The sequence below is a fragment of the Asticcacaulis sp. genome, from assembly GCF_035497195.1.
GTDB lineage: Bacteria > Pseudomonadota > Alphaproteobacteria > Caulobacterales > Caulobacteraceae > Asticcacaulis.
In genome coordinates, this window is sequence record NZ_DATJDZ010000031.1 from 128,109 (window position 1) to 150,767 (window position 22,659).

24 protein-coding genes are annotated in these 22,659 nt (G+C 59.0%); 11 read left to right on the forward strand and 13 right to left on the reverse strand.

Features of this window, described 5'->3' with window-relative positions; translation table 11 throughout:
- Both VL130_RS18235 and VL130_RS18240 read left to right on the forward strand, forming a co-directional pair.
- A complete protein-coding gene (locus VL130_RS18235) occupies positions 1 to 729 on the forward strand; it encodes a glutamine amidotransferase-related protein (RefSeq protein WP_325365216.1) in 729 nt (242 codons plus the stop codon).
- The gene (locus tag VL130_RS18240) at positions 729 to 953 is read left to right on the forward strand and encodes a YdeI/OmpD-associated family protein (protein WP_325365218.1); all 225 of its coding nucleotides are present in this window, start codon (positions 729 to 731) and stop codon (positions 951 to 953) included. The genes VL130_RS18235 and VL130_RS18240 overlap by 1 nt, the downstream gene beginning before the upstream one ends.
- On the opposite strand, the gene VL130_RS18245 is transcribed toward VL130_RS18240, so the two are convergent.
- The 3 genes from VL130_RS18245 to VL130_RS18255 all read right to left on the reverse strand — a co-directional run bounded on the left by VL130_RS18245 (position 950) and on the right by VL130_RS18255 (position 3,327).
- The gene (locus VL130_RS18245; RefSeq protein WP_325365220.1) at positions 950 to 1,690 is read right to left on the reverse strand and encodes a CPBP family intramembrane glutamic endopeptidase; all 741 of its coding nucleotides are present in this window, start codon (positions 1,688 to 1,690) and stop codon (positions 950 to 952) included. The two genes, VL130_RS18240 and VL130_RS18245, sit on opposite strands and share 4 nt — an antisense overlap.
- A gap of 90 nt (positions 1,691 to 1,780) precedes the next feature.
- The gene (gene hemF / locus VL130_RS18250) at positions 1,781 to 2,656 is read right to left on the reverse strand and encodes an oxygen-dependent coproporphyrinogen oxidase (RefSeq protein WP_325365222.1); all 876 of its coding nucleotides are present in this window, start codon (positions 2,654 to 2,656) and stop codon (positions 1,781 to 1,783) included.
- Between the two features lie 203 nt (positions 2,657 to 2,859).
- Positions 2,860 to 3,327 (reverse strand): tRNA (cytidine(34)-2'-O)-methyltransferase, encoded by a 468-nt coding sequence (locus tag VL130_RS18255; protein WP_325365224.1) that lies wholly within the window; start codon positions 3,325 to 3,327, stop codon positions 2,860 to 2,862.
- 354 nt (positions 3,328 to 3,681) lie between these two features.
- On the opposite strand from VL130_RS18255, the gene petA reads away from it, so the two are divergent.
- From petA to VL130_RS18270, 3 genes are read left to right on the forward strand one after another with little or no spacing between them, the layout of a single operon-like run.
- Positions 3,682 to 4,215: a ubiquinol-cytochrome c reductase iron-sulfur subunit gene (gene petA / locus VL130_RS18260; protein WP_325365226.1), complete on the forward strand. Its 534-nt coding sequence runs from the start codon at positions 3,682 to 3,684 to the stop codon at positions 4,213 to 4,215.
- A 2-nt stretch (positions 4,216 to 4,217) separates the two neighbouring features.
- Positions 4,218 to 5,528: a cytochrome b gene (locus VL130_RS18265; protein ID WP_325365228.1), complete on the forward strand. Its 1,311-nt coding sequence runs from the start codon at positions 4,218 to 4,220 to the stop codon at positions 5,526 to 5,528.
- Between the two features lie 18 nt (positions 5,529 to 5,546).
- Entirely contained in the window at positions 5,547 to 6,398 is an 852-nt protein-coding gene (locus tag VL130_RS18270; RefSeq protein WP_325365230.1) for a cytochrome c1, read from the forward strand.
- A gap of 277 nt (positions 6,399 to 6,675) precedes the next feature.
- On the opposite strand, the gene VL130_RS18275 is transcribed toward VL130_RS18270, so the two are convergent.
- Together VL130_RS18275 and ychF are read right to left on the reverse strand one after the other, a co-directional pair.
- A complete protein-coding gene (locus tag VL130_RS18275; protein ID WP_325365232.1) occupies positions 6,676 to 7,086 on the reverse strand; it encodes a DUF7674 family protein in 411 nt (136 codons plus the stop codon).
- Between the two features lie 28 nt (positions 7,087 to 7,114).
- Entirely contained in the window at positions 7,115 to 8,227 is a 1,113-nt protein-coding gene (ychF, locus tag VL130_RS18280) for a redox-regulated ATPase YchF (protein WP_325365234.1), read from the reverse strand.
- Between the two features lie 254 nt (positions 8,228 to 8,481).
- On the opposite strand from ychF, the gene VL130_RS18285 reads away from it, so the two are divergent.
- Positions 8,482 to 8,769, forward strand: coding sequence for a hypothetical protein (locus VL130_RS18285; RefSeq protein WP_325365236.1), 288 nt, complete (start codon positions 8,482 to 8,484; stop codon positions 8,767 to 8,769).
- A gap of 61 nt (positions 8,770 to 8,830) precedes the next feature.
- Here VL130_RS18285 and pth read toward each other — a convergent pair whose 3' ends face one another.
- From pth to lgt, 7 genes are all read right to left on the reverse strand, one after another.
- Positions 8,831 to 9,463, reverse strand: coding sequence for an aminoacyl-tRNA hydrolase (gene pth, locus VL130_RS18290; protein ID WP_325365238.1), 633 nt, complete (start codon positions 9,461 to 9,463; stop codon positions 8,831 to 8,833).
- A gap of 151 nt (positions 9,464 to 9,614) precedes the next feature.
- The gene (locus VL130_RS18295; protein ID WP_325365240.1) at positions 9,615 to 10,220 is read right to left on the reverse strand and encodes a 50S ribosomal protein L25/general stress protein Ctc; all 606 of its coding nucleotides are present in this window, start codon (positions 10,218 to 10,220) and stop codon (positions 9,615 to 9,617) included.
- A gap of 191 nt (positions 10,221 to 10,411) precedes the next feature.
- A complete protein-coding gene (locus VL130_RS18300) occupies positions 10,412 to 11,683 on the reverse strand; it encodes a hypothetical protein (protein WP_325365242.1) in 1,272 nt (423 codons plus the stop codon).
- A 288-nt stretch (positions 11,684 to 11,971) separates the two neighbouring features.
- Positions 11,972 to 12,907 (reverse strand): ribose-phosphate pyrophosphokinase, encoded by a 936-nt coding sequence (locus VL130_RS18305; RefSeq protein ID WP_325365244.1) that lies wholly within the window; start codon positions 12,905 to 12,907, stop codon positions 11,972 to 11,974.
- Between the two features lie 415 nt (positions 12,908 to 13,322).
- Complete coding sequence (pgeF, locus tag VL130_RS18310) at positions 13,323 to 14,102, reverse strand: peptidoglycan editing factor PgeF (protein WP_325365246.1); 780 nt, start codon at positions 14,100 to 14,102, stop codon at positions 13,323 to 13,325.
- 161 nt (positions 14,103 to 14,263) lie between these two features.
- A complete protein-coding gene (locus tag VL130_RS18315; protein WP_325365248.1) occupies positions 14,264 to 15,334 on the reverse strand; it encodes a class I SAM-dependent methyltransferase in 1,071 nt (356 codons plus the stop codon).
- Positions 15,334 to 16,239: a prolipoprotein diacylglyceryl transferase gene (lgt, locus tag VL130_RS18320; RefSeq protein WP_325365654.1), complete on the reverse strand. Its 906-nt coding sequence runs from the start codon at positions 16,237 to 16,239 to the stop codon at positions 15,334 to 15,336. The genes VL130_RS18315 and lgt overlap by 1 nt, the downstream gene beginning before the upstream one ends.
- A gap of 240 nt (positions 16,240 to 16,479) precedes the next feature.
- Between lgt and VL130_RS18325 the strand changes: the two genes are divergently transcribed.
- The 4 genes from VL130_RS18325 to VL130_RS18340 all read left to right on the forward strand — a co-directional run bounded on the left by VL130_RS18325 (position 16,480) and on the right by VL130_RS18340 (position 18,820).
- Positions 16,480 to 16,743, forward strand: coding sequence for an accessory factor UbiK family protein (locus VL130_RS18325; protein ID WP_303829204.1), 264 nt, complete (start codon positions 16,480 to 16,482; stop codon positions 16,741 to 16,743).
- Positions 16,744 to 16,767: 24 nt separating this feature from the next.
- Positions 16,768 to 17,313: a YbjN domain-containing protein gene (locus tag VL130_RS18330; protein WP_325365252.1), complete on the forward strand. Its 546-nt coding sequence runs from the start codon at positions 16,768 to 16,770 to the stop codon at positions 17,311 to 17,313.
- An 89-nt stretch (positions 17,314 to 17,402) separates the two neighbouring features.
- Positions 17,403 to 18,206 (forward strand): pyrroline-5-carboxylate reductase, encoded by an 804-nt coding sequence (gene proC, locus VL130_RS18335; RefSeq protein ID WP_325365254.1) that lies wholly within the window; start codon positions 17,403 to 17,405, stop codon positions 18,204 to 18,206.
- Between the two features lie 2 nt (positions 18,207 to 18,208).
- Positions 18,209 to 18,820 carry a hypothetical protein gene (locus tag VL130_RS18340; RefSeq protein ID WP_325365256.1) on the forward strand — a complete coding sequence of 204 codons (612 nt, stop codon included), beginning with the start codon at positions 18,209 to 18,211 and terminating at the stop codon, positions 18,818 to 18,820.
- Positions 18,821 to 18,826: 6 nt separating this feature from the next.
- Here the strand turns inward: VL130_RS18340 and VL130_RS18345 are convergent, their stop codons facing one another.
- Positions 18,827 to 19,846: a phytase gene (locus VL130_RS18345; protein WP_325365258.1), complete on the reverse strand. Its 1,020-nt coding sequence runs from the start codon at positions 19,844 to 19,846 to the stop codon at positions 18,827 to 18,829.
- Positions 19,847 to 20,040: 194 nt separating this feature from the next.
- Here VL130_RS18345 and VL130_RS18350 point away from each other — a divergent pair, with 194 nt between their 5' ends.
- Positions 20,041 to 22,569, forward strand: a complete 2,529-nt coding sequence (locus VL130_RS18350) for a TonB-dependent receptor (protein ID WP_325365260.1) — start codon at positions 20,041 to 20,043, stop codon at positions 22,567 to 22,569.
- The last annotated feature ends 90 nt before the right edge of the window (positions 22,570 to 22,659 follow it).

Genomic DNA, 22,659 nt, shown 5'->3' on the forward strand with positions numbered 1-22,659 from the left:
ATGCGTATGCGTAACGAAGACTTTATCGCCATTCTGGAAACCGGTATTCCACCGGCGGGACTGGACGCCACCTATGGCACTTATGCCGATATGTTCGCCAGGCTTTTGGCCAGCAAAGGGCGATCTTTCAAGATTTTCAAGACGTTGCAAGGCGAACTTCCGGATCATGATGAACGCCTCAAAGGCGTGGTGATTACCGGGTCGCCGGCGGGTGTCTATGAATCCGATCCGTGGATCATTGCCCTTATGGACTGGCTGCGCGCGCTCAATGTGGAAATCCCCGTTGTCGGTATCTGCTTCGGTCACCAGATCATGGCGCAGGCCTGGGGCGGTCATGTCGAGAAATCGCACAAGGGCTGGGGAATCGGCCTGCATGAATATGAGGTGCAGGCGCATGATTTGTGGCAGGAACTGGCAGGCGCTGCCGAGGGTATTAAAATCGCCTGCGCCGTCACCCACCAGGATCAGGTGGTGACCAAGCCGGAAAAGGCTATCGTGCTGGCCGGTTCGGAGTTCACGCCGCACGGCGCGCTCTACTATACCGACCGCAAGGGGCTTTCGTTCCAGTGCCATCCGGAATTCTGCGAGGACTTCGCCAGCGACCTGCTGATCAGCCGCCGGGGCATTCGCATTGATCCGGCGCTGGTCGATCAGGCCTTGACGACCCTGAAGAAGCCGAGCCAGCGCCATGATGTGCTGGGCGCGATCTCGAAGTTTCTGGGCGCTTAATGCTCACCCGCGAAATCCATCCCATGCCGGAGGATATCCGCAAACTGCTGAAGGATCGCGGTCTGTACGACAGATACGAAGCGCGGCCGCCTTATCAGCAAAATGACTATCTCGGCTGGATCGCTCAGGCCAGGCGGGAGGGCACGCGCCACAAGCGCATCGAGCAGATGCTTGATGAACTGGAAGTTGGCGGCCTCTATATGAAGATGCGCTGGACCGGTTAAATCGTGTCGTTTGGCTTTGGCCAAAGCCATATGATGGCCGCCGTCACGAGGTGTGCCCCCGCCGACAACCATACGGCGGGCCCCGTATTGTTCAGGGTGATAAAGATATCGAGCAAGGCGTTGCTCAGGTTCCAGCCCCAATGCAGGCCGACCGCTGCCCATAGACTGCGCCATTTCCATGCCGCAGTCGCATAGGCAAGGCCAAAGCAGAACAGGCGTATCCATTCCAGCGGGTCAGCGAGATGGAAAACGTGATTGAGGACATAGATCAGACTGGTGGCCAGAATAAAGCTCCAGCCGGCCCACCTGATCCGCGCGGCCTCAAGCCAGAAACCGCGAGTCAGGATATCCTCGGCAACTGACGGTATGAAGGTGGTGAGCGCCGCCCCCAGTAACACCAACGGCAGGGCCAGGACGTGAGCGGGCGCTGGGGTGCCGATTGCGTACACGCCGCTATTGAGGCCCCAAAAGACAGCCGCCAGGCGGACCGCCCCCATCAGCAAAAGCCCGCCGGTCAAGAGACGCAGGGCAGGCCATTTCAGACTGAGGGCATAGGCGTCGAAGCCTTTGTAACCAAGCCCTCTTCCGACTGGCCAGGCGGCGATAAAGGCAGCGGCCATCAGGCTGGCGGCAAGGACATTGTTATGGAGCAGTCGTGCCCCGATGGCTTCTGACGACTGATACAGCAAGAACAGGATGACGAAGCCCGCAACAGTGCGGAGGCGCGACGAAGACATGGTCATCTGGCAAGAATGTTACAGTTCTAACTATATCGTCAAGAGGCTCAAGGTCACTTCACCGCACTTTGCGGTTTGTCGTAAAATGGCCTACGGCCACTTCACGATGGGCGGCATGGATGACATGATCGATGGCGCATAACCACCTGTTTTTAAACCAAAAATCGTGCCGCGGTCATACAGGAGGTTGAACTCGACATAGCGGCCGCGCTGGATCAGTTGCGCCTCGCGGTCGTCTTCCGTCCACGATTGATTGAAACGCCCGCGTACGATTTCAGGATAAACTGCAAGGAAGGCCCAGCCGACATCCTGAGTGAAGGCGAAATCGGCGCCATGATCGCCGCTGTTCAGATGATCGTAGAAGATGCCGCCGACGCCGCGCGGTTCGTTGCGGTGGGGGAGGAAGAAGTATTCCTCGCACCACGCGCGGAACTTTTCGTAATAGGCCGGATCGGCGACATCGCATACCTCGCGGAGGGCCTTGTGGAAGGCGATGGCGTCTGGTGCGTCGGCATGGCGGTCAGCGGCCATCAGCGGTGTCAGGTCGGCCCCGCCGCCGAACCAGCTTTGGGTCGTGGTGATAAAGCGGGTATTCATATGCACAGCCGGCACATGCGGATTGGTCATGTGGGCGATCAGTGAAATGCCGGTGGCGTGGAAGCGCGGATCGACATCGGCGCCGGGGATCGACTTGGCGAATTCCGGCGAGAAACTGCCGTGGACGGTCGAGATATGCACGCCGACCTTCTCGAACAGCCGGCCCTTCATGATCGACATTTCGCCGCCACCCCCTTGCGGGCGGTCCCACGGGGTGCGCTCGAAACGTCCGGCGTTCGGTCCGTAGAGTGAGGCGGGGGCTTCGTCCTCCAGTTGCTCGAAAGCGGCGCAGATCGAATCGCGCAGGGAGCGGAACCATGCCGAGGCCTGAGTTTGGCGTTCGGTGAGAAGGGCGGCGGGTAGGGACATGTTTCGGCACTCGTTAAATTAAGCAAGAAACCCCACCACCACATCTCACTCGCTTCGCTCACTCGTGCGGTCCCCCTCCCCAGTTTTACTGGGGAGGGGGACCGCACGACGCCAGCTTGCTGGCTAGATGCGGTGGTGGGGTATCTTGCTTTCAGCCTATAGACCGGGAAGCTTCACTAAGCAAAGGCGCGCGATTGTCGCAGTCAGCGGGCCGGAAACCCGTTTGTCTGCCGCAAGGCCTCGCCAAGCGCCATCGAAGCGGCGTTGATGACATTGATCGAACGGGCCTCGGCGCTGATCGGAATGAACAGGCGGGCATCGGCGCGGGCGTGAACCTCATCGGGGACACCGGCGCTTTCGCGGCCCATCAACAGGATATCGTCTGCTCGGAAAGCGAATCCATAGACCGGTTCGGCGGATTTGGTGGTGAAGAGCACCAGCCGCGCCGCCGGTATTTCCGCCTGCAAGAAGGCGAGATAAGCGTCCCACGACATGTGGTGCGACACTTTGGCGCAGCGGCCGTAATCCATCGCGGCGCGCTTGATGGCCTTGTCGCCGAGCGGGAAGCCGCATGGTTCGATCACGTCGAGATCGATCTCGAAGGCGGCGCTCAAACGGATGGCGGCGCCAAGGTTTTGCGGGATGTCCGGCTGGTAAAGCGCCAGGCGCATGAAGGTCTGCCCTTGTGAAGAAAGAAGCGGGAGTGCGAACGTTTTCAGCGTTTCAAGGGGTGAATGTCCAGATCAAAACGCCTGACTGCCAGCCATTCGCAACAATTTGGCGGAAAAGCATCCTGACCAAGGCGAAAATTAGACAAGAAAAGTGTTTTGGCGGTTTGTATCCGTCACGGAATTGTGGTTATAGACGCAATTGGTATGAATATACGTGCCGGATTCTCGACGTGTGCCTGTTACGAAGCGTGTCTTTGTTAATGGAATCAGTCATGAGTGATTAAGAATTTTTGAGGGAGCCGGGCATGGCGCGTAAAGCACTGGCCCAGGCTTGAGAAACGAAGAGGTGGCAAGGTGAGCGAACCTGTAGCAGACGTCGGGCAAGATCCGAATCGTCGCGACTTTATCTACATTGCGGCCGGCGCCGGTGCGGCCGGTGCGGCCGCTATGACGCTGGTGCCGCTGATCGGCCAGATGAATCCGGCCGCTGACACCCTGGCCCTGGCGTCGATCGAGTACGACCTCTCCAAGGTGGAAATCGGTATGCAGGCGGTCGTCAAATGGCGCGGCAAGCCGCTCTTCGTCCGCTACCGCACCAAGAAGGAAATCGCCGAAGCCAATGCGGTAGATATCAAGACCCTGCGCGACCCGCAAACCGATGCGGAGCGCGTCAAGGCCGGACACGAGCAGTATCTCGTGCTGATCGGCGTCTGTACCCACCTCGGTTGCGTGCCTAACTTCGGCACCGGTGATTACGGCGGCTGGTTCTGTCCGTGCCACGGCTCGGAATACGATACGTCCGGCCGTATTCGTGGCGGCCCGGCGCCGAAGAACCTCGAAGTTCCGGAATACACCTTCCTGTCCGACACCAAGATCAAGGTGGGCTAAGCATGAGCGACCATTCCTCGACCTACGAGCCGAAAACCGGCATTGAAAAATGGCTGGACGCGCGCCTGCCGATCGTCCGCCTGGCCCATGACAGCTTCGTTGACTACCCGACCCCGAAGAATCTGAACTACTGGTGGACCTTCGGCGGGATTCTCAGCCTGTGCCTCGGTGTGCAGATACTTACGGGCGTCATTCTCGCCATGCACTACACCGCCAATGCCGACCTGGCGTTTGACTCGGTTGAACGCATCATGCGCGATGTCAACTACGGCTGGCTGATGCGTTATGTCCACGCCAACGGCGCGTCGATGTTCTTCTTCGCCGTCTATATCCACATGTTCCGCGGCCTCTATTACGGCTCGTACAAGGCGCCCCGGGAAGTGCTGTGGCTGCTCGGCTGCATCATTTATTTCCTGATGATCGCTACCGCCTTCATGGGCTACGTCCTGCCCTGGGGCCAGATGTCCTATTACGGCGCGGTCGTCATTACCAACCTGATCGGCGCCATTCCGGTCGTCGGGCCGTCGATCCTGACCTGGTTGCAGGGCGGCTTCGCGGTCGATAACCCGACCCTGAACCGCTTCTTCTCGCTGCACTACCTGTTGCCGTTCGTGATCGCGGGTGTGGTTATCCTGCACATCTGGGCGCTGCACGTCGTCGGCCAGAACAACCCGACCGGCGTCGAGATCAAGTCCAAGGAAGACACCCTGCCGTTCACGCCTTACGCGACGGTCAAGGATGGCCTGGCCATGATCTTCTTCCTGATCGTGTTCGCCGCGTTCGTCTTCTTTGCGCCGGACGCCATGGGGCACGCCGACAACTATATCAAGGCCAACCCGTTGCAAACGCCGGCGCATATCGTGCCCGAATGGTACATGCTGCCCTTCTACGCTATCCTGCGCGCCTGGACCTTCGATCTCGGCCCGATCCCGGCCAAGCTGATTGGCGTGATACTGATGTTCGGCGCCATCGCCCTGATCTTCGCCCTGCCGTGGCTCGATACCTCCAAGGTCAAGTCGATGCGCTATCGCCCGGTGATGCGCTGGTTCTTCGTCCTGTTCGTAATTACCTGCCTCGGTCTGGGCTGGTGCGGCGGGCAATTGCCGACGCAAATGGTCTTCTCAATTGGGGAAGACAGCCATGGCAATCCGATCGGTCTGTCGGTAGCCATCCTGTCGCTGATGATGACCGCCTATTATTTCGCTTTCTTCCTGCTCATCATGCCATGGGTTGGTTTGAAGGAAGATCCGCTGCCCGTGCCGGCTTCGATCTCCGAAGCGGTCCTGGCCGAACACAACAAGAAGAAGGGCTAAAGTCACATGTCTTCTTTTATGACGAAAACCCTTAAGCTGATGGCCGGTCTGGCCGTTGTCTTCACCCTGGCTAACAGCGTCCATGCCGTTGCCAGCGAAGGCTTCAAGGAACCGGAAGACCATCACTTCACCTTCGAGGGACCGTTCGGTTCGTTCGATCAGGCGCAGTTGCAACGCGGCTACAAGGTTTACCGCGAGGTCTGTGCGGCCTGCCACGGTATGCACCTGATGTCGTTCCGTAACCTCGGTCAGAAGGGCGGGCCCTTCTATGATCCGAAGTACAAGAACCCGAACGAAAATCCGATCGTGAAGCAGATCGCGTCGGAATACGATATTGCCGAAATTGATCCCGATACCGGTGATGAGATCACCCGCAAGGGCACGACCTCGGACCGCTTCCCGTCGCCCTTCAAGAACGACGAAGCCGCCAAGGCCTCGAACAGCGGCGCTATCCCGCCTGATTTGTCGGTCATTACCAAGGCACGTGAAGGCGGCGCCAACTATGTCGCCTCGATGCTGGCAGGCTTTCAGCCGGCGCCGGAAGGTTTGACGGTCGCCGATACCCAGCACTACAACCCGTATGTGCATGGGGCGCTGGCCACTTCGTGGAAGGGCGATCCGCATAAGGTGCCGCTTGGCGGCGTGCTGGCCATGCCGCCGCCTCTGGCCGCTGACAAGGTGACCTATGACGATGGCACCAAGGCGACCGTGAAGCAGGAAGCCCAGGACGTTGCGGCCTTCCTCGAATGGGCCGGCGATCCGCACGCCACCGAGCGCAAGCAGATGGGCGTGTCGGTCATTCTGTTCCTGCTGTTGATGGCGGGCATTACGTATGGGGCTTACCGTCAGGTCTGGCGCGGCAAACACTAAGGTGGGAACGCCCTGATGGTCTGCAAATAATCATCTGTCTGCGAGCCGGTGCTCACGTACTAAGGTACGCTCCGCGCCGGTTCTCGACAGCTAATCATTTTGGCTTCGCCGAACTTCGTTTCGCCGCATCATGCCGGCCCCGCACCTCGCGGCACCAAGAACAAGAAAGCCCGCCGGAGATGATCCGGCGGGCTTTCTTATTTATTCTCCTCCCTTGCGAAGCGGGGGAGGTGGCAGCGCGAAGCCCGAAGGGCTGGTGTCGCTGACGGAGGGGGCATTAAGTCAGATCGTCACGGCTGATATCGGCGCCAATATATGCAATTTCTCCGCTCCAAAATTTTGCAATGCTTTTCCAATAGGCCAAGCTTAGCGGGGAAAGATACTGAGCGAAGTTTTCCTGATCGCGGTCTGCGCCTTGCCAAGTAAACAGGATATCTTCCAAAAGTCCGACTACGGCAAACTCGCTCACATATGTGTCGCCTTGAGATATCATTCGTTCAATGACATGACTTATCGCCGAGAAAACTTTCGTTTCATCGGACAAGCAAATTGTCAAAAGGTGACGCGCGTAGTTGGCCGCTATGATGTAATCCAGACCAGCATCACCGGGGGCTTGTTGGTCAAACTCGCTTTGAAACGAGGGAGTTGCCTTCAGAAGAAGCGGCCATATATCTGCTTTATCAATCATGGATCAATCATGGCCGCCCTTACGCGACTCAAACATTAAACCGGAAGTTCAGGATATCGCCGTCCTTGACCAGATATTCCTTGCCTTCCTGACGGAACTTGCCGTGTTCCTTACAGCCGGCTTCACCATTGAACTTGACAAAATCCTCATAGGCCATGGTTTCGGCGCGGATGAAGCCCTTCTCGAAGTCGGTGTGGATGACGCCGGCGGCCTGCGGGGCTGTGTCACCGACATGGATCGTCCACGCGCGGGCTTCCTTGGGGCCAACCGTGAAATAAGAGGCGAGGCCCAGCAGCTTGTAGGCCTCACGGATCAGGCGATTGAGACCCGGTTCTTCAAGTCCCAGCGTTTCAAGAAATTCCTGGCGCTCATCGGCATCTAGCAGGGCGATTTCCGACTCGATCTGCGCCGAGATGACGACGCTGTTGGCGTGGTCGGCCTTGGCGCGGGTGGCGACGGCATCGGATAGGTCGTTGCCCTTGTCGGCGGCGCTTTCTTCAACGTTGCAGACGTAAAGGGCCGGCTTGGACGTCAGCAATTGCAGCATCTCCCAGGCCTTGGTGTCTTCCTTGGAAACTTTACCTTTTTCATAGGCGAGACGGGCGGGTTTGCCGGCGCGCAGTTCTTCGAGCGCGGCATTGATTAGCGAGACGGTGACGCCGGCTTCCTTGTCGCCGCCGGTCTTGGCGCGCTTTTCCAGATTCGGCAGGCGCTTTTCCAGCGATTCCAGATCGGCCAGCATTAGCTCGGTCTCGATGATTTCGAGGTCCGACAGCGGATCGATGCGGCCTTCAACGTGGGTGATGTCGGTATCGACAAAACAGCGCGCCACGAAGGCGATGGCGTCACAGTCGCGGATATTCGCGAGGAACTGGTTGCCGAGACCTTCGCCTTTCGACGCGCCGCGCACCAGGCCGGCGATATCGACGAAATTGATGCGGGCCGGGAGGATTTCCTTCGAGCCGACGATCTTCGCCAGGACTTCGAGGCGCGGTTCAGGCACGGCCACGTCACCGGTATTCGGCTCGATGGTGCAGAAGGGGTAGTTGGCGGCCTGCGCCGAAGCGGTCTGGGTCAGGGCGTTGAACAGGGTGGATTTGCCGACATTGGGCAGACCGACGATAGCGACTTTAAGGGCCATGGAAATCAAGCTTTTCGAGTAAAACGGAGTTGGTGTCTCCCTAAAGCATTTTGGGTGGTGGGGCCAGAGGGGCGACTGATCGCCGATGATTTAATTGCGGGACGGTATCCGAGAGAATATCTTTTATAATCTGATGGTTGTTTTTATGTTTGGTGAATTCAACTTTAAGTATTTTATTTGTGCAGAAATATGGTATCCAGATATAGTCCCGGGACACTGTGTTTCACGTTCATTTCAAATAATTGGAGGATGTTATGAAACTGTTCAAAACAGCGGCATTGGCTGTGGCTGTGTCCATGATCGGGTTATCAATTGTTTCCGACGCTGCTGCCGTGCCGGCACAGAGTCGTAAGATTACATATTATTCGTCGGCAGCAGCAGCGGCATCTGGTGGTGTAGTTGGGATAGTTGGTGGGAGCTTTTTAGCTTGCAGCGGCAACTACCAGACATATGGTGCTGTGACTGATTACCATACAATTAAATACACAAGTTGCTCACCCCACTGTACTAATCCTAATGATTGTGAAGAAGTAGACGAATAAATGAGCGTCCCTGGATTCTAATAATCCAGGGACTTTTTTGATTTAAACGATTAGCAGATCATCAATTGTCTTTAGGCGCGTTCAGTTGCCTTGTGTCGAGCTTGGGGGCGGGCGCCAGGCGCATGACCTCGTTCTGGTAGCGTTCGGCGGCATCGGGTGTGCCAGCCAATAGCAAAGGCAGGGCGCGGACGCAGGCGTCATTCAGGGCGTTCAGCCAGGGCTGATCCGCCTTGGCGAAGTCCGACAGCACCCAGCCCAGAACCATCTCCTTGACGCCGGGATGGCCAATCCCCATGCGACCGCGCATGAAGTTCGGGCCGATATTGGCCATGATCGAGCGCAGGCCGTTATGACCCGCATGACCGCCGCCCAGCTTCATGCGCAGGCGGCCAGGCGCGAGGTCCAGCTCGTCGTGGAAGACGATGACGCGTTCGGGTTTGATCTTGTAGAACTGCATGGCTTTCTGCACACTCTGGCCGGAGAGGTTCATGAAGGTCTGCGGCTTTAGCGCCAGCACCTTTTCAATACCTTTGGCGGTCTCAATCTGGCCGTCGGAGGTGATGCCGTCGAAGGCTTTTTTCTCCGGGCCGAAGGCGGGGCCACGGATCAGTTCGTCGATGACCATGAAGCCGATATTGTGGCGGTTCTTCGCGTATTGCGTACCGGGATTACCAAGGCCAACGATCAGATACACCGCGCACTCCTAAACTAATGGGGTTTGGGGCCAGAGAACGTTTCTTGGGACCCCATATCTTCTCTTCTATCCAATAAAAAAGACCCATCCAGAGGACGAGCCTTTTTTATTGGAAGGGGAAAGGACTTGGGGCCGCAGGCCCCAAACCCCATTAGGCTTCAGCCGTGTCGGCCGCTTCGGCTTCTTCGCTCTTTGACGCGCCCGACGCAGTGATCGAGGCGACGACATCCGTTCCGGCGACATGCGCCTTGACGTCCGAAGGTAGCTTCAGGTCGGAGACGTGGACGCTCTGGCCGATTTCGAGGCCGGTCAGGTCGACAATGATGTCTTCCGGAATGTGGTCGGCTGGAACGAGGATTTCCAGCTCATGGATCGAGACGTTGAGCGCGGCGCCCTTCTTCAGGCCGGGCGACAGTTCGTGGTTCTTGAAGTGCACCGGAACCGAGATCTTGATCTGGGCGTGTTCATCGACACGGTACAGGTCGAAGTGCAGCGGCACATCGGTGACCGGGTGGAAGTCGATCGACTTGGCGATGACCTTCTGGGTTTCCTTGCCATACTTCAAGGTCACCAGGTGACCGTTGAGCTTGCCGGTCGCCAGCGCCTTGCGGAAGGCGTTCAGGTTGACGGCGATCGGCACGGGGGCCAGTGCACCACCGTAGAGAATGCCCGGCACCTTGCCGGCATTACGGGTTTCACGCGCGCCACCGCTGCCGGTGCGCTCACGTACTTCAACGTCAAGAATGATATCGGCCATAGCCATAAACCTCATTAGAAATACGCCGGTACCACAATTGGCCCGGCGGTCCGAATTTCTGGAGGCGGTCTCGATACACGACAATCCCGCAGGACGCAACCCGACGAGCGGCAAATATGACTTTGGGGTTAATAAAGAACAGGGCATGAGGCCAGTTTCAGCCTCATGCCCTGCATTCCTCAGAGGCCGCCTTACTTCTTCTTTTTAGCCGCTGTCTTTTTCTTGGCGGACGCTTTCTTCACCGGCGCTGGCTTGAGATAAGGTTTCGGATCAGCATAGGCCGAACTGCCGTCCGCCTTGAAGCCGACACGCGTGACCGGCGCGAAGCTGAGCGCATTGCTCGACATCTTGCCAATGCATTGGCCGGTGTCCATCAGGATGTGCTGACCGACGCAGAAGACATCCTCATAGTGCGGCTTGGCGACTGCCAGGCACTGATAGAGATTGAGCTTGCTCATCTGCAAGCAGCGCTGGCCGTCGCCATCATCGAGCAGGCTGGTCAGGGTCGGCAGGTTGGTTTCCCCGCCTTCACCCAGCAGGGCGAGGGCAGCGATGGTCAGGGCGCGGTTGACGGCCTGGGTGTAGGGCTGGTTGAACAGGTCCGGACGGTCGAAGACCGATACACTGGCTGTGGAAGCGCTGGCGGCAGCAGGCACTGGAGCCGTTCCGGCATCGGGGATCAACGCGGGGTTACCACCTGTAACCGGCGTCTGTTGCACAGCCTGCACCGGCAGGCCCGCCTGAACAAGAGTTTGCCCCGTCGATTGACCGGTATCAGCGCTGGTGACCAGGCCATCGCCGGACAAGGCCGAGGCCAGCAATTTGGCGCTGTCATCCGACTGGACGCTGGCCAGGGTGATCGAGTTCGCCTTGGCGAGCGCCAGGCGGCCGTCACGGTCGGCGACGAACTCCCTAGACCACTTCTGGTGCTGGATATCGTAGGCGGCCTGCTTCACGCCGGCGCCGGCTTTGTAGACGGATTGACCGTCGCTGCTCAGCGCTAAAATCACACGACGGGCGGCGGCGTCAGCGCCGGGAATGACGGCGGCGTAAGCCGGATCGGCGGTCAGGTGCGCCTTGATATCGGCGCGGGTCGCATCATTGGCGGCATAGGTGCGCAATATAGAGCGGAACGCGGGCTCCTGCATGGCGACGATGGCGGCATAGGCGACGGCGCCGTGGGCCAGTTGATTGGGTTCAAAGGCTTCGGCCGAGGCAAGCTGCGCCTGGATGGCGGCGCCATCGGCGTATTGCCCCCTCATGGCGGCGGCCTTCTCGATATAGTCCTGATAGACGGCGGCGACGTCGGAAATTTCGCTGGCCAGGGCGACCGGCGGACCGGCGGGGGCGGGCGGCGGCGGGGGCGGAGGTGGCGGCGCATCGGTAGCGCAGCCCGCCAATGTCATGGCAAAGCTAAGGGCGATCAGGCTGGTGCATAAGCCCTTGGTTAGTGCCAGCTTCATACGCAAGTTTCCCTTTGATTCCAAGGTGTCCGCAGCCGGAAAATGCCAGTCTGCGGATAACGATTTATATTATGTGGCGAAGGCGTTTGAGCCTCCTCAGAAAGGCTTAACGCGTATGGCGCAGTGTTCAACAGCAAAAACGCCGAAATTATGACGCCACGCAACTTAAAGGGTTAACGGGCGCGTGAATCAAACAGGCCATTGTTTAATAAAAACAATGGACTGTCCGGTTAATTGTGCGGTAATTCACGCCTGACATTTCACGAAAAGTTTTCCGTGATTCCAGGCCTAGTCGAACAGTTTCGACACGGATTCTTCGTTGGCGATACGGCGAATAGCCTCGCCGATCAGCGGCGCGATGCCGACGATGCGGACCTTGGGATGCTTGCGGATCGTCTCGGTGGCCTCGATCGAATCCGTGATGACCAGTTCCTTGAGTACCGACTTATCGACACGGTTCATGGCTTCGCCCGAAAGGACGCCGTGGCTGATATAGGCCGAAACCTCGGTGGCGCCCTGCTCGATCAGGGCCTTGGCGGCGTTCACCAGGGTGCCGCCGGAATCGACGATATCATCGAACAGGATACAGCGACGGCCGGACACATCGCCGATGATGTTCATGACCTCGGATTCACCGGCGCGCGCACGGCGCTTATCAACGATGGCCAGGTCGCCGCCGAGACGATCAGCCAGGGCGCGAGCGCGGACCACGCCGCCGACATCGGGCGACACGATCATCAGGTCATTAGGGGTCTTGTAGTTGGCGGCGATATCCTTCGCCATGAAGGGGATGGCGACCAGATTGTCGGTCGGGATATCGAAGAAGCCCTGAATCTGCCCGGCGTGCAGGTCCATAGTGAGCACGCGATGCGCGCCGGCGCGGGTGATCAGGTTGGCGACCAGCTTGGCCGAGATCGGGGTGCGGCCGCCGGTCTTGCGATCCTGGCGGGCGTAACCGAAATAGGGGATGACAGCGGTGATGCGCTTGGCCGAGGCACGGGTCAGGGCGTCGATGCAGATCAGCAGTTCCATCAGGTTGTCGTTGGCCGGGAAGCTGGTCGACTGGATGATAAAGACGTCCTCGCCGCGAACGTTTTCATCGATGGTGACGAAGATTTCGTTGTCGGCGAAGCGCTGGACGCGCGCCTTGCACAGCGGCATGTCGAGATAATCACCGATATTCTGGGCCAGGGTCCGGTTGGAGTTGGCGGAGAGCAATTTCATGGTGGGTTTTCCCGTAGCTGCTTTGGGCGAATTGGTCATATGAAGCGGCTTTTAGCAGGTGAAAGCCGCGGTTCAAGACCTAAACGTCGTAAATAGTTAAAAATAGGCGCGCAATAAAATCTCCCCCTCTTGGAGCAGTGCTATCGTATATGAATTGTCGCTATACCTGAACCTCCCCTGATTTCAGAGGAGGGGGCCCCCGAATAGGGGCGGGTGGGGTTAAATCCGACGTTTTCGCCTGCTGAATCGCCAGAAATTACCCCCCCCCTCCGGCGCAAGCGCCACCACCCCCTGAAATCAGGGGGAGGTCTCTGAGAAAGATCGCCGAAAATTGCAAAGATCTATTTTGCGAATCTAATCAATACATTGCCAACCATATGCGATGGCCCCTACTGTAACAGGGGGAGATCAAGAGTTATGCCCTGATCATGATGCAGGAGATCAGGCGGCCATAGTCAGCTTCGCCGGTCTTGACGGCGCGACGGTTCGAGAAGAACTGGGCGCTGTCGGCGCAGGTGTCGTGGCCCGTCGAGGCGCTTTCGGCGATTCCGGCGCGCTTCAGGCGCATCTGGCAATAGCCGGGCAGATCAAACATGCGCTTGTCAAGATCGTCGGCCTGAATGAAAAATGGCCGCGATTCCGGGTCTTCCTGGGCGAAGGTGGCTTCGTAATCGGCGCCGACTTCGTAAGACGCCTGCTGGATACACGGGCCGATCACGGCGCGGACGCGTTCCACCTTGGCGCCCTGCTGGGTCATGGCCTTGAGCGTGGATTCGATGACGCCATTCAAAGCCCCCTTCCAGCCGGCATGACAGGAAGCGACCACGCGGCTTTGCGGGTCGCAGAAGAGGATGGGGGCGCAATCGGCTGACAGCGCCGACAGGATCACCCCGGCGCGCGCCGTGACCAGACCGTCGGCTTGCGGGCGTTCGCCGGTGAAGGGTTCATTGACCTTGAGCGCGATATTGGAATGGACCTGATAGAGACTGAGCAAGTAATTTTCCGGGCGTCCGAACGAGGCCGCCACGCGCTTGCGGTTTTCCATTACGGCGTCCTGGTCGTCCTTCGAGCCGAGGCCGAGATTCAGGCTGCCATAGATATCCTGCGATACGCCACCGTGGCGAGTAAAGAAGCCGTGCTGGATCTGGGCGAGGTCAAGGAGCGGGTGCAGGATACGCGAGGGCAGGAGGGACATATAGGGAAACCTGTTACTGTAAAAAGAACCATGATCGCAAAGCTTTAAGACCGCGACGTAAGCTCCGGGAATGTCTGAGTTTAGTGTCGCCATAAAGGCGGACGGCTGCGGCGGTTTTGTGTCCGCCGGCGGTAAGAGGCTCTTTTTGCGCCTGTTTTAGTCTACAGGCCTGCCCCGCCGGCTTCAAGCGCGAAGAGGTTAACGCTGGCCGGATAGGCCATGCCCAGCACCTTGAACAGCGCCCCCATCTGGTCTGGGGACATCAGCCGGTCATACTGACGCTGGAGTTTTTCGGCCTGATCACGATTGCGTTCACTGAGCGCCGCGTGGCGGGTTTCGATACCGAGGCGGGCGAGAAAATCGCGCTGGGCGGTGATCGGGCTGACGGTGACGCCAGTTTTGGCCGCCACGGCCGCGACCGCCGGGAAATCAGCCCAGACGGTCAGGTCGTGTGCGCCGGGGGCTTCGAGTGGGGCGCGCTTCTGGTGACGATACAGGGCTTGCAGGGTGTCCCCGGTTTCGGGCGTGTCGCGGCCATAGTCAATCAGCAAGGCGGCGCCGGTGGCGTTTTTGATGAGGAGCGCCAGGTTTTCGGCCAGGCGGGTCTGGGCGGGTGAGATTTCAACCAGGTCGCCGATGGCGGTCTCGAACGGCGGGATGAAATCTTCACCCGCCGGAATAAGACCAAAGGCCAGCGCGCCCGCCTGCAAGCCGACGCAGCGCTCGAACCAGCCGGTTTCGGTGCGGATGAACTGCCGCGCGGGCAGGCAATCGAGCAGTTCATTGGCGACGACGATCACCGGCATATCTTCGGCCACGCCGTCGAGCGAAGGCACAAAGACAGCGTCCGGCACCTGCTCGGCCTGCAAGGCGCGCAGAGGCGGGGAGATTTCCACCATCGTGACCTGAACAGCCTTACACAGGCCAGGGACGCGCTCAGCCACGCGCAGGATATCGCTCATCAGGGTGCCGTCGCCGCCGCCGATCTCGACCAGCCGGACAGGCGAGGGCGATCCCATCGACAGCCAGGTCTGCGCCACCCAGACGCCGATCATCTCACCGAACATCTGCGAGATCAGCGGGGCGGTGATGAAATCACCATCGGCGCCGAGGGCGGCGTTTTTCGTGTAGTAGCCGTCGATCGGATCGAGCAGGCAGCGGGCCATATAGGCGTCCAGCGGCATCGGGCCTTCGAGCGTGATCTGTTCGATCAGGCGGTCTTTCAGGGACATCAACCGTCCAGTTCGGCAGTTTCTACAGGGACTTCCGGTTCGACTTCGGGTTCCGGCACGGGCGTTTTCAGGGCGCGCCAGATCAGGAAAGCGCCGACAGCCAGCATGAGTAGCGACAGCGATTGCCCCATAGTGATGACATTCTTGAAGAAGGGCAGCATCTGCGCGTCAGGCTCACGGACATTTTCCACCAGGATGCGGATGATGCCGTAGCCGGCGATGAAGGCGCCCATGATCAGGCCGGGGCGGTTAAACTTGCGATAAACATTCGCCAGCACCCACAATAGGATGAACAGCAACACGCCTTCGCCGAGCGCTTCATAAAGCTGGCTGGGATGGCGGGGAGCATATTTGGCAGGGCAGTCGCCATTGTACTGGGCTTCAATATACTGGTTACAGAACACCATGCCCCAGGGCACATGGGTGACGCGGCCCCACAGTTCGCCATTGATGAAGTTGGCGATGCGACCGAAAAACAGCCCGATCGGCGCGGCGCAGGCCATCAGGTCGCCGAGATTGAGCGCCCGTGACAGGCTGAATTTCTGTGCGCGGCAGTAGATGATCGAGGCCACGGTGACCCCGATGAAGCCGCCGTGGAAGGACATGCCGCCGTTCTGGATCATGAAGACCTCGAGCGGGTCTTTCCAGATGATCGAGGCGTCATAAAACAGGATGTAGCCGATACGGCCGCCGATGATGATGCCAAGCGTGATCCACAGGATCAGGTCGTCGAGTTGCGCGCTGTTGACCGGCGGACGGCGCGGCGCCCACAACGCTTCTTTCTTGACCAGCGCCGCGATATAGAGCCAGCCGCACACAATGCCGGCGATATAGGCGAGCGCGTACCAGCGGATAGCCAATGGACCAATCTGGACTAGGATGGGGTTGATGTCCGGCAGGTTCAGGGGCATGTCGTCTCCAGGTTTTAGTTTCCGAAGCCGCCGGATTCGGCAAGCACAAGTGTGCGCCCGAGCTGTTGCGAGGAGCCTCGCGGGGCCTGAGCGGCATTGTGATGGCTGTTTACCAACTTCGTTGTGACTCGTCGCCACAAAAGAGAGGCGGCATCGCCAGAATCATGAAAAGTTTGTCCGAAATGAGATAAGCGCCTATATAGACAACATCTTATCTTTAACGGAGCGCCTGCGATGCAAAGCCAAAATCCCTTCCTCGATGAGCTGGCCAAGATGACGACGGGCGCCATGTCGCTGGCGCAGGCGGCCGGCGAAGAGGCCAAGGCGGCCTTCCGGGCGCAGGGAGATCGCTTCGTCGCCGACATGGATCTGGTGCGTCGTGATGAACTGGATGCGCTGAAGGCGGAAGTGGCCGAACTGCGCGCCGCCGTGGCGGCCCTGTCGGTAAAGCCCAAGGGCAAGGGCGTGAAGCCGGATACCGAAGTACCGCAAGACTGAATTTTTTAGATAGAACGAGTTTACATGAATACCCCGCAAACCCTCGACAGTGATGCCGCGTTCGACCCGCTCGACATGGTGGAGTCCATCCTGACCGAGGAAGGGCTGGAATTCGAGCGCACGCCGGAGGGCGATCTCGGTTTCGCGCTCGCCGGTGACTGGCGGACCTATGAAATGTGGTTTTCGTGGCGGCCGGAAGGCGAATGTCTGCAACTGTGCTGCTCGCTCGATGTCGAGAGCGGCGTAGGCGTGCCGCTGCCTGAAAGCCGGCTCGGCGGGCTTTATGAACTGCTTTGCCTGGTCAATTCGCACGTCTGGTTCGGTCATTTCGAGGTTTTCCGCGATCCGGAAGCGGTGGACGGGCAAGGCGTCTATGACGTTATTTTCCGCCATACGGTGGCGCTCAATCCGCTGGAGCGCGCCTCGGTGGTGGCCAGCGCCCATATGATCAACAGCGCCGCCGAGGCGGTCGATCGTTTCTTCCCCGCTTTCGATTTCTGGTTCAAGGGCGTCAACACGGCGTCCGACGCTTTCGCCGCCTGTCTGTTCGAGACCAAGGGCGAGGCCTGAATTCATCGATAGGCGGCCCGGTGGCCGCTTGTGCCAATGAGCCGTGAAGTTTAATTAGAACAGACGCATCAGTCTGAGGGTATCCAAAAATGAGTCTCGCTAAACCGATCCTTCTCGTGGGCGCCGGCGCGCTCGGCTCCTCGATCCTCAAGGGGTTCCGTGTTCAGGGCCATGTCGCGCCCTCCGAAGTGATGATCCTCGACCTTAAACCCGGCGATGAGGCGCAGGCCTATGCCGCCGATGGCGCGCAGCTCAATCCGCTGCCGGAAACCTGGCACACCGCAAAGACCATCATCCTGGCCGTCAAACCGCAGGGCTGGTACGCGGTGGCGCAGATCCTCAAGCCGAATATAAACAAGGACGTGGTTTTCGTCTCGGTCATGGCGGGCGTGACGACCACCCAGCTCAAGCAGGCCTTTGCTGGCCATGCGGTGGCGCGCGTCATGCCGACCACCGGCGTGGCGACCGGCAAGGGCGTGGCCAGCCTCTATGCCGATACAGCAGCGGGCATGGATGCGGCGCGCGGCCTGTTCGCCCCGATGGCCCAGACGGTCGAACTGACCGACGAGGACCAGATCAATTCGGCGACCGCCGTTTCGGGTTCCGGTCCCGCCTATGTCTACGCCTTCGTGCGCGCTCTGGAAAAGGCGGGCAAAGCCAATGGCTTGTCATCGAGCCACGCCCGCGACCTGGCGCGCGGCACCCTGATTTCGGCGGCGCGCCTGCTCGATGAAACCGGCGAAGACCCGGAGAGCCTGATCAAGAAAGTCGCCTCTCCCGGCGGCACCACGGAGGCGGCGCTCAATATTCTGTGCAAGCCGGGCGCAGGGCTGGACGAACTGATCCTGGCGTCGGTTGACGCCGCCCACAAGCGTTCAAAAGAACTGGGGTAGGCATGTCGCTGCGCTTCCTGCCTGATTTCGGAAAAGCATTTTTGCTGGATACCGTGATCGGCACGAAGGGCGCGCGCGATACCTCCAATGCGCTGGCGGAGCCGTCCGGTGTCTTCGGTTCGGTGATCCGCCGGCTGGTCCTCAGCCGCGCCTGGACGTTCGCGGAGGCGGCGATTACCGAGGAAGATCTGATCAGTCCGAATTTCAGCGTGCCGATCGATCAGGTGTCAGCCCGTGATGAACTGGCGCTCGACATCGCCGACCGGCTCAATGGGCGCGACGGCCATGTCGTCTATTATGATCCGTGGAGCCGGCCGGGTGATATCGGTTTCGATATTTTCTCAGGCCCCAATTCACGGCTGGGCGTTTTCGACGATCATATCTTCAAGGTCTACGACGGCCGCACCTATGCCCCGGCCCATATTGATGAACTGATCGCCGGAGTTTCCTATCTCAAGCTGATCTTTATCGCCTCGGCCAAACTGGCTTCCGGTCTGAGTGACGAAGCGATTTTCCGCACCCTGCTGGCCGGCGCCACTTATATCTACGTCAACGCCTATGACGATGAATCGTGGATCGGCGCCGGCGTGGAAGCCATCGAACTAATGGCCTGAAAGGGCTTACGGAATCGCCAGTGACTTGCGGATCTCGTTCCAATCGACGATCTTGAAATTTTGCCGCTGGCGGGCCGTTGCCGGCGTCTCGCCGTCGGTATCTGAATCGTCCTGCATCACCACGACACCCTTGCCGTAAGGGCCGACCTGTCCACCCAGGGCCGCCACGCCGTCCGTGCCGGTCACCGCGTCGATGCCATTACCCGCATAGACCGAGAAACGCCCCAGATAAACCGGCGTTTCGCCCTCGATGCGCCAGACGGCGAAAGCAGAATCACCCTGGCTTGAAGCGATCAGGAAGGTTTGCGGCCCTTCGCGCAGCAAGGTCAGGCCTTCGATATCGGCCACCAGTTTTTGCGAGGGCAGGGTATCGACCGCTGTGCGCGCCGTGCCGCTGGCCGGATCGAGGCCGTATTGCCACAGGGCGACGTTTTCCTCGGCGATATAGAGGCGGCCGGTGGCGTCATCAACGACGCAGCCTTCCGACTGGGTGCCGACCGCGAACTGGCGGACGATATTGGCCTTTGGCTGGCTGTTTTCGCTGGTGATGACCGATTGCGTTACGTCGCCATTCTTGCCGACCATGACAAAGGTCAGTTGATTCGATTTGGTGACGCCCATGCAGAAGCCGTAGGCCTCGCTGGTCGGCATGGGCGCAAAGCCCCAGAATGAGGTCTGCAAGGTCACGGGATCGAGTGTGAACAGGGCCGCCCCGCCCTTGACCCGATCCGACGCCGCGATGACCGTTTCCGGTAAGCCTGCGATGGCCAAGCCGCTTCTCAGATCGACGTTGTTCATGGGGCCGACGGGCAGGAACTGCACCTGTTTGCCGGTCAGGTCATAGACATAGAGGCCGGCCTTTTTGTCGGTGGCGTAGATCAGGGCGCGGCTGGAATCCTTTGAATCGACCCAGATTTCCGGATCGTCGGCGCTGTCGAGCGCCCTGGTGGCCACGGCCTCTGTTTCGGCCGCTGCCAGAACGGGCGTGCCGGTGCCATGCGCCACAAGTGTGGAATCTGAAATCAACTCTTTATGTATAGGCGCGCAGGCTGACAAGTAAGCAACACTTATAACTACTAAGCAGCTTGTCATATTTCTGTAATAAAACTTACGAAAATCCATCATTTCTAATCCCTATTAGCTAGCCAATCCGGGTAATACCAAAATTTATGGCATTTGCACTGTAAATTTTTCCTAATGTGGGGCTTAAAATGAGAACTGTGAAATATTTACTTATGAATGCCGCCGTGGCGCCTCTGGTCATGACTATTGCACCGACGATCGCCGCGGCGCAGGACGCCGTTGCTGCCGCTGAAGCGCCGATTGAAGTTGTCGTCTTCGGCACGCGCGCCGCCGAGCGCCAGTCGATGGACCAGAAGCACAACTCCAACGTCACCCGCGAAGTCATCACTGCCAATGACGCCGGCAAGTTGCCAGATCAGAATGTTGGCGAAGTGGTGTCGCGCGCGCCGGGCGTGGCTGTGGCCGACGATCAGGGCGAAGGCCGTTACGTTGTCATCCGTGGTCTCGATCCGTCTCTGGCCGCCGTACGCATCAACGGTCAGGATGCCGCCGCACCGGAAACGGACACCCGTTCGATCAAGCTCGACACCGTGCCGACGGGCCTGATCGGCAGCGTCGAAGTTATCAAGAACCAGACCGCTGAATATGACGCCAACGCCATCGCCGGCGCGGTCAATATCAAGACGCTGTCGGCCTTCGACCGCAAGAAGCCGTTCCTTAGCGCGCGTTATAGCGCCGGCTATATCGAGCTGAACGACAAGACGTCTTACGACACCGATGTGGCCGCCGGTACGCGCTTCGGCGCCAATAATGAGTTCGGCATCGTCGCCGCGCTCAACGCCTCGCGCCGTCCGCAGGCCTCCGACAATCTGCAAGGCTCGGATAACTGGGAAGACGGCAAGCCGGATGACTGGCGCCTGCGCGACTATTACGTCATCCGCAATCGCCAGGGCGCGGCGCTGAACTTCGATTACAAGCCGAATGATGACGTGCATCTCTATGCCCGCACCCTGTTCTCGCACTTCACCGACATGGAGCAGCGCCAGGAATTCCGCGTTAATCTGGAAGACGCGCTCAATGACGATGGCACATTCGCGGCTGGAAAGGCCGCCAACCGCAACGCCAAGTACCGCTTTGAAGACGAGCATATCGCCACTGTCAATCTGGGGGGGGAATTCACCGTCGGCGCCGGCAAGCTAAAGGTTGACGCCACCCGTTCGACGGCCATCAAGGATGACGATCCCCGCTATAACTTCGCCTACGCGACCAAGAAAAATGTCGTATCGGGCACCTATGATCTGTCTGATCTGCTGTTTACGATCAATCCGAACGACGTGGCCTATGACGCTTCCAAATACACGGCCAAATCGGCTGAACTGGAAGCCGATCATGCCCGCGAAACCCTGACCCAGGCGTCGGCCGATTACACCCTGCCGACCTCGGCCTTTGGTGGCGACACCACCTTCAAGATGGGCGCCAAGTATTCCGAGCGTCACAAGCGCAGCGCGGTCGATTATCGTTACTATGATCTCAGCGACATGAAGCTGAGCGATTTTGAATCCTATGATGCCGGCAGCCTCTATGGACGAAAGTTCGGCCCGACGGTCGATTTCCTCAAGTCTCTCGATTATGCCGAAGCCAACGGCCTGATGGAGCTGAATGTCGGCGAAAGTATTGCCGATGAACTGGGCGGTGATTACGATGTCCGTGAAAAGGTGGCGGCAGCCTATGTTCAGGCCACCATCCACACCGGCAACCTGACCCTGATCCCCGGTCTGCGCGTTGAGCAGACCGACGCCGAATACAAAGCGATCGCCTACGATTCGGAATCTATCACCACCGAAGCGCAACTGGAAGCCGCCGGCGTCTTCAACAGCTTCGGCAAGAAGTCCTATACCGACCTGTTCCCGTCGCTGGTCGGCCGCTATGACTTCAACAACAATTCGCTGGTCCGTTTCGCCGCCACCACCTCGATCGGTCGTCCGAACTATGTCGATCTCGCCCCGCGCGTTGCCGTAAATTATGACGCCAGCGATATCGAACTGGAAATCGGCAATCCGGACCTCGATCCGCTGACCTCGGTCAATCTCGATGCCGGCTATGAGCACTATTTTGGCAAGAGGGGCATGATCTCGGTCGCCGCTTTCTACAAGTCGATCGACAATCCGATTTTCGTCACCGAACGCGAAGCCGACAACGAAACGATCAACGGCACGCTTTATAACGGCGCCAAGATCACACAGTCGCAGAACCTGAAGTCGGCCAAGGTTTCGGGCGTCGAGTTCAACTTCATCATGCAGTTCGACAGCCTGCCGGCGCCTTTCGATGGCCTCGGCACCTCGTTCAACGTGACGACGCAGGAGTCGAGCACCGACGGTGCGCCTGGCCGTTCCGACAAGGTGGCGCTGATCTATACCTCGGACCTGACCGGCACCGCCGAACTGACCTATGAAAAGGCCAACTGGTCGGCCCGCGTCGCCTATACCTACCGTTCTGAGTATCTCGATACCCTGGGCGAGAGCAAGGACACCGACATCTACACCGCCGCCAATGGCAAGGTCGATCTCAAGATCGGTTATGCCGTCACGCCGAACTGGCAGCTTTATGTCGAAGGCAAGAACCTGACCGAGGCCGACTGGCAGCGTTATGTCGGCAATAAGAGCCAACTGGTCGAGAACGAAGCCTATGGCCGCACCTGGCGCGTTGGTGTCTCGGCGAAGTTCTAAACCTTTCCCTCTGTGCTCAACTCGACGCCCCGCATTCGTGCGGGGCGTTTTTTTTGTGCGTGTTGCGCGAAGGGAGCATTGCCGGTAAAG

Bases quoted from the DNA above. Each gene is read 5' to 3' on its own strand.
- VL130_RS18235 (WP_325365216.1), top strand. From the start codon at position 1: ATGCGTATGCGTAACGAAGACTTTATCGCCATTCTGGAAACCGGTATT.
- VL130_RS18240 (WP_325365218.1), top strand. From the start codon at position 729: ATGCTCACCCGCGAAATCCATCCCATGCCGGAGGATATCCGCAAACTG.
- VL130_RS18245 (WP_325365220.1), bottom strand. From the start codon at position 1,690: ATGTCTTCGTCGCGCCTCCGCACTGTTGCGGGCTTCGTCATCCTGTTC.
- hemF (WP_325365222.1), bottom strand. From the start codon at position 2,656: ATGTCCCTACCCGCCGCCCTTCTCACCGAACGCCAAACTCAGGCCTCG.
- VL130_RS18255 (WP_325365224.1), bottom strand. From the start codon at position 3,327: ATGCGCCTGGCGCTTTACCAGCCGGACATCCCGCAAAACCTTGGCGCC.
- VL130_RS18265 (WP_325365228.1), top strand. From the start codon at position 4,218: ATGAGCGACCATTCCTCGACCTACGAGCCGAAAACCGGCATTGAAAAA.
- VL130_RS18270 (WP_325365230.1), top strand. From the start codon at position 5,547: ATGACGAAAACCCTTAAGCTGATGGCCGGTCTGGCCGTTGTCTTCACC.
- VL130_RS18275 (WP_325365232.1), bottom strand. From the start codon at position 7,086: ATGATTGATAAAGCAGATATATGGCCGCTTCTTCTGAAGGCAACTCCC.
- ychF (WP_325365234.1), bottom strand. From the start codon at position 8,227: ATGGCCCTTAAAGTCGCTATCGTCGGTCTGCCCAATGTCGGCAAATCC.
- VL130_RS18285 (WP_325365236.1), top strand. From the start codon at position 8,482: ATGAAACTGTTCAAAACAGCGGCATTGGCTGTGGCTGTGTCCATGATC.
- VL130_RS18295 (WP_325365240.1), bottom strand. From the start codon at position 10,220: ATGGCCGATATCATTCTTGACGTTGAAGTACGTGAGCGCACCGGCAGC.
- VL130_RS18300 (WP_325365242.1), bottom strand. From the start codon at position 11,683: ATGAAGCTGGCACTAACCAAGGGCTTATGCACCAGCCTGATCGCCCTT.
- VL130_RS18305 (WP_325365244.1), bottom strand. From the start codon at position 12,907: ATGAAATTGCTCTCCGCCAACTCCAACCGGACCCTGGCCCAGAATATC.
- pgeF (WP_325365246.1), bottom strand. From the start codon at position 14,102: ATGTCCCTCCTGCCCTCGCGTATCCTGCACCCGCTCCTTGACCTCGCC.
- VL130_RS18315 (WP_325365248.1), bottom strand. From the start codon at position 15,334: ATGTCCCTGAAAGACCGCCTGATCGAACAGATCACGCTCGAAGGCCCG.
- VL130_RS18325 (WP_303829204.1), top strand. From the start codon at position 16,480: ATGCAAAGCCAAAATCCCTTCCTCGATGAGCTGGCCAAGATGACGACG.
- VL130_RS18330 (WP_325365252.1), top strand. From the start codon at position 16,768: ATGAATACCCCGCAAACCCTCGACAGTGATGCCGCGTTCGACCCGCTC.
- proC (WP_325365254.1), top strand. From the start codon at position 17,403: ATGAGTCTCGCTAAACCGATCCTTCTCGTGGGCGCCGGCGCGCTCGGC.
- VL130_RS18340 (WP_325365256.1), top strand. From the start codon at position 18,209: ATGTCGCTGCGCTTCCTGCCTGATTTCGGAAAAGCATTTTTGCTGGAT.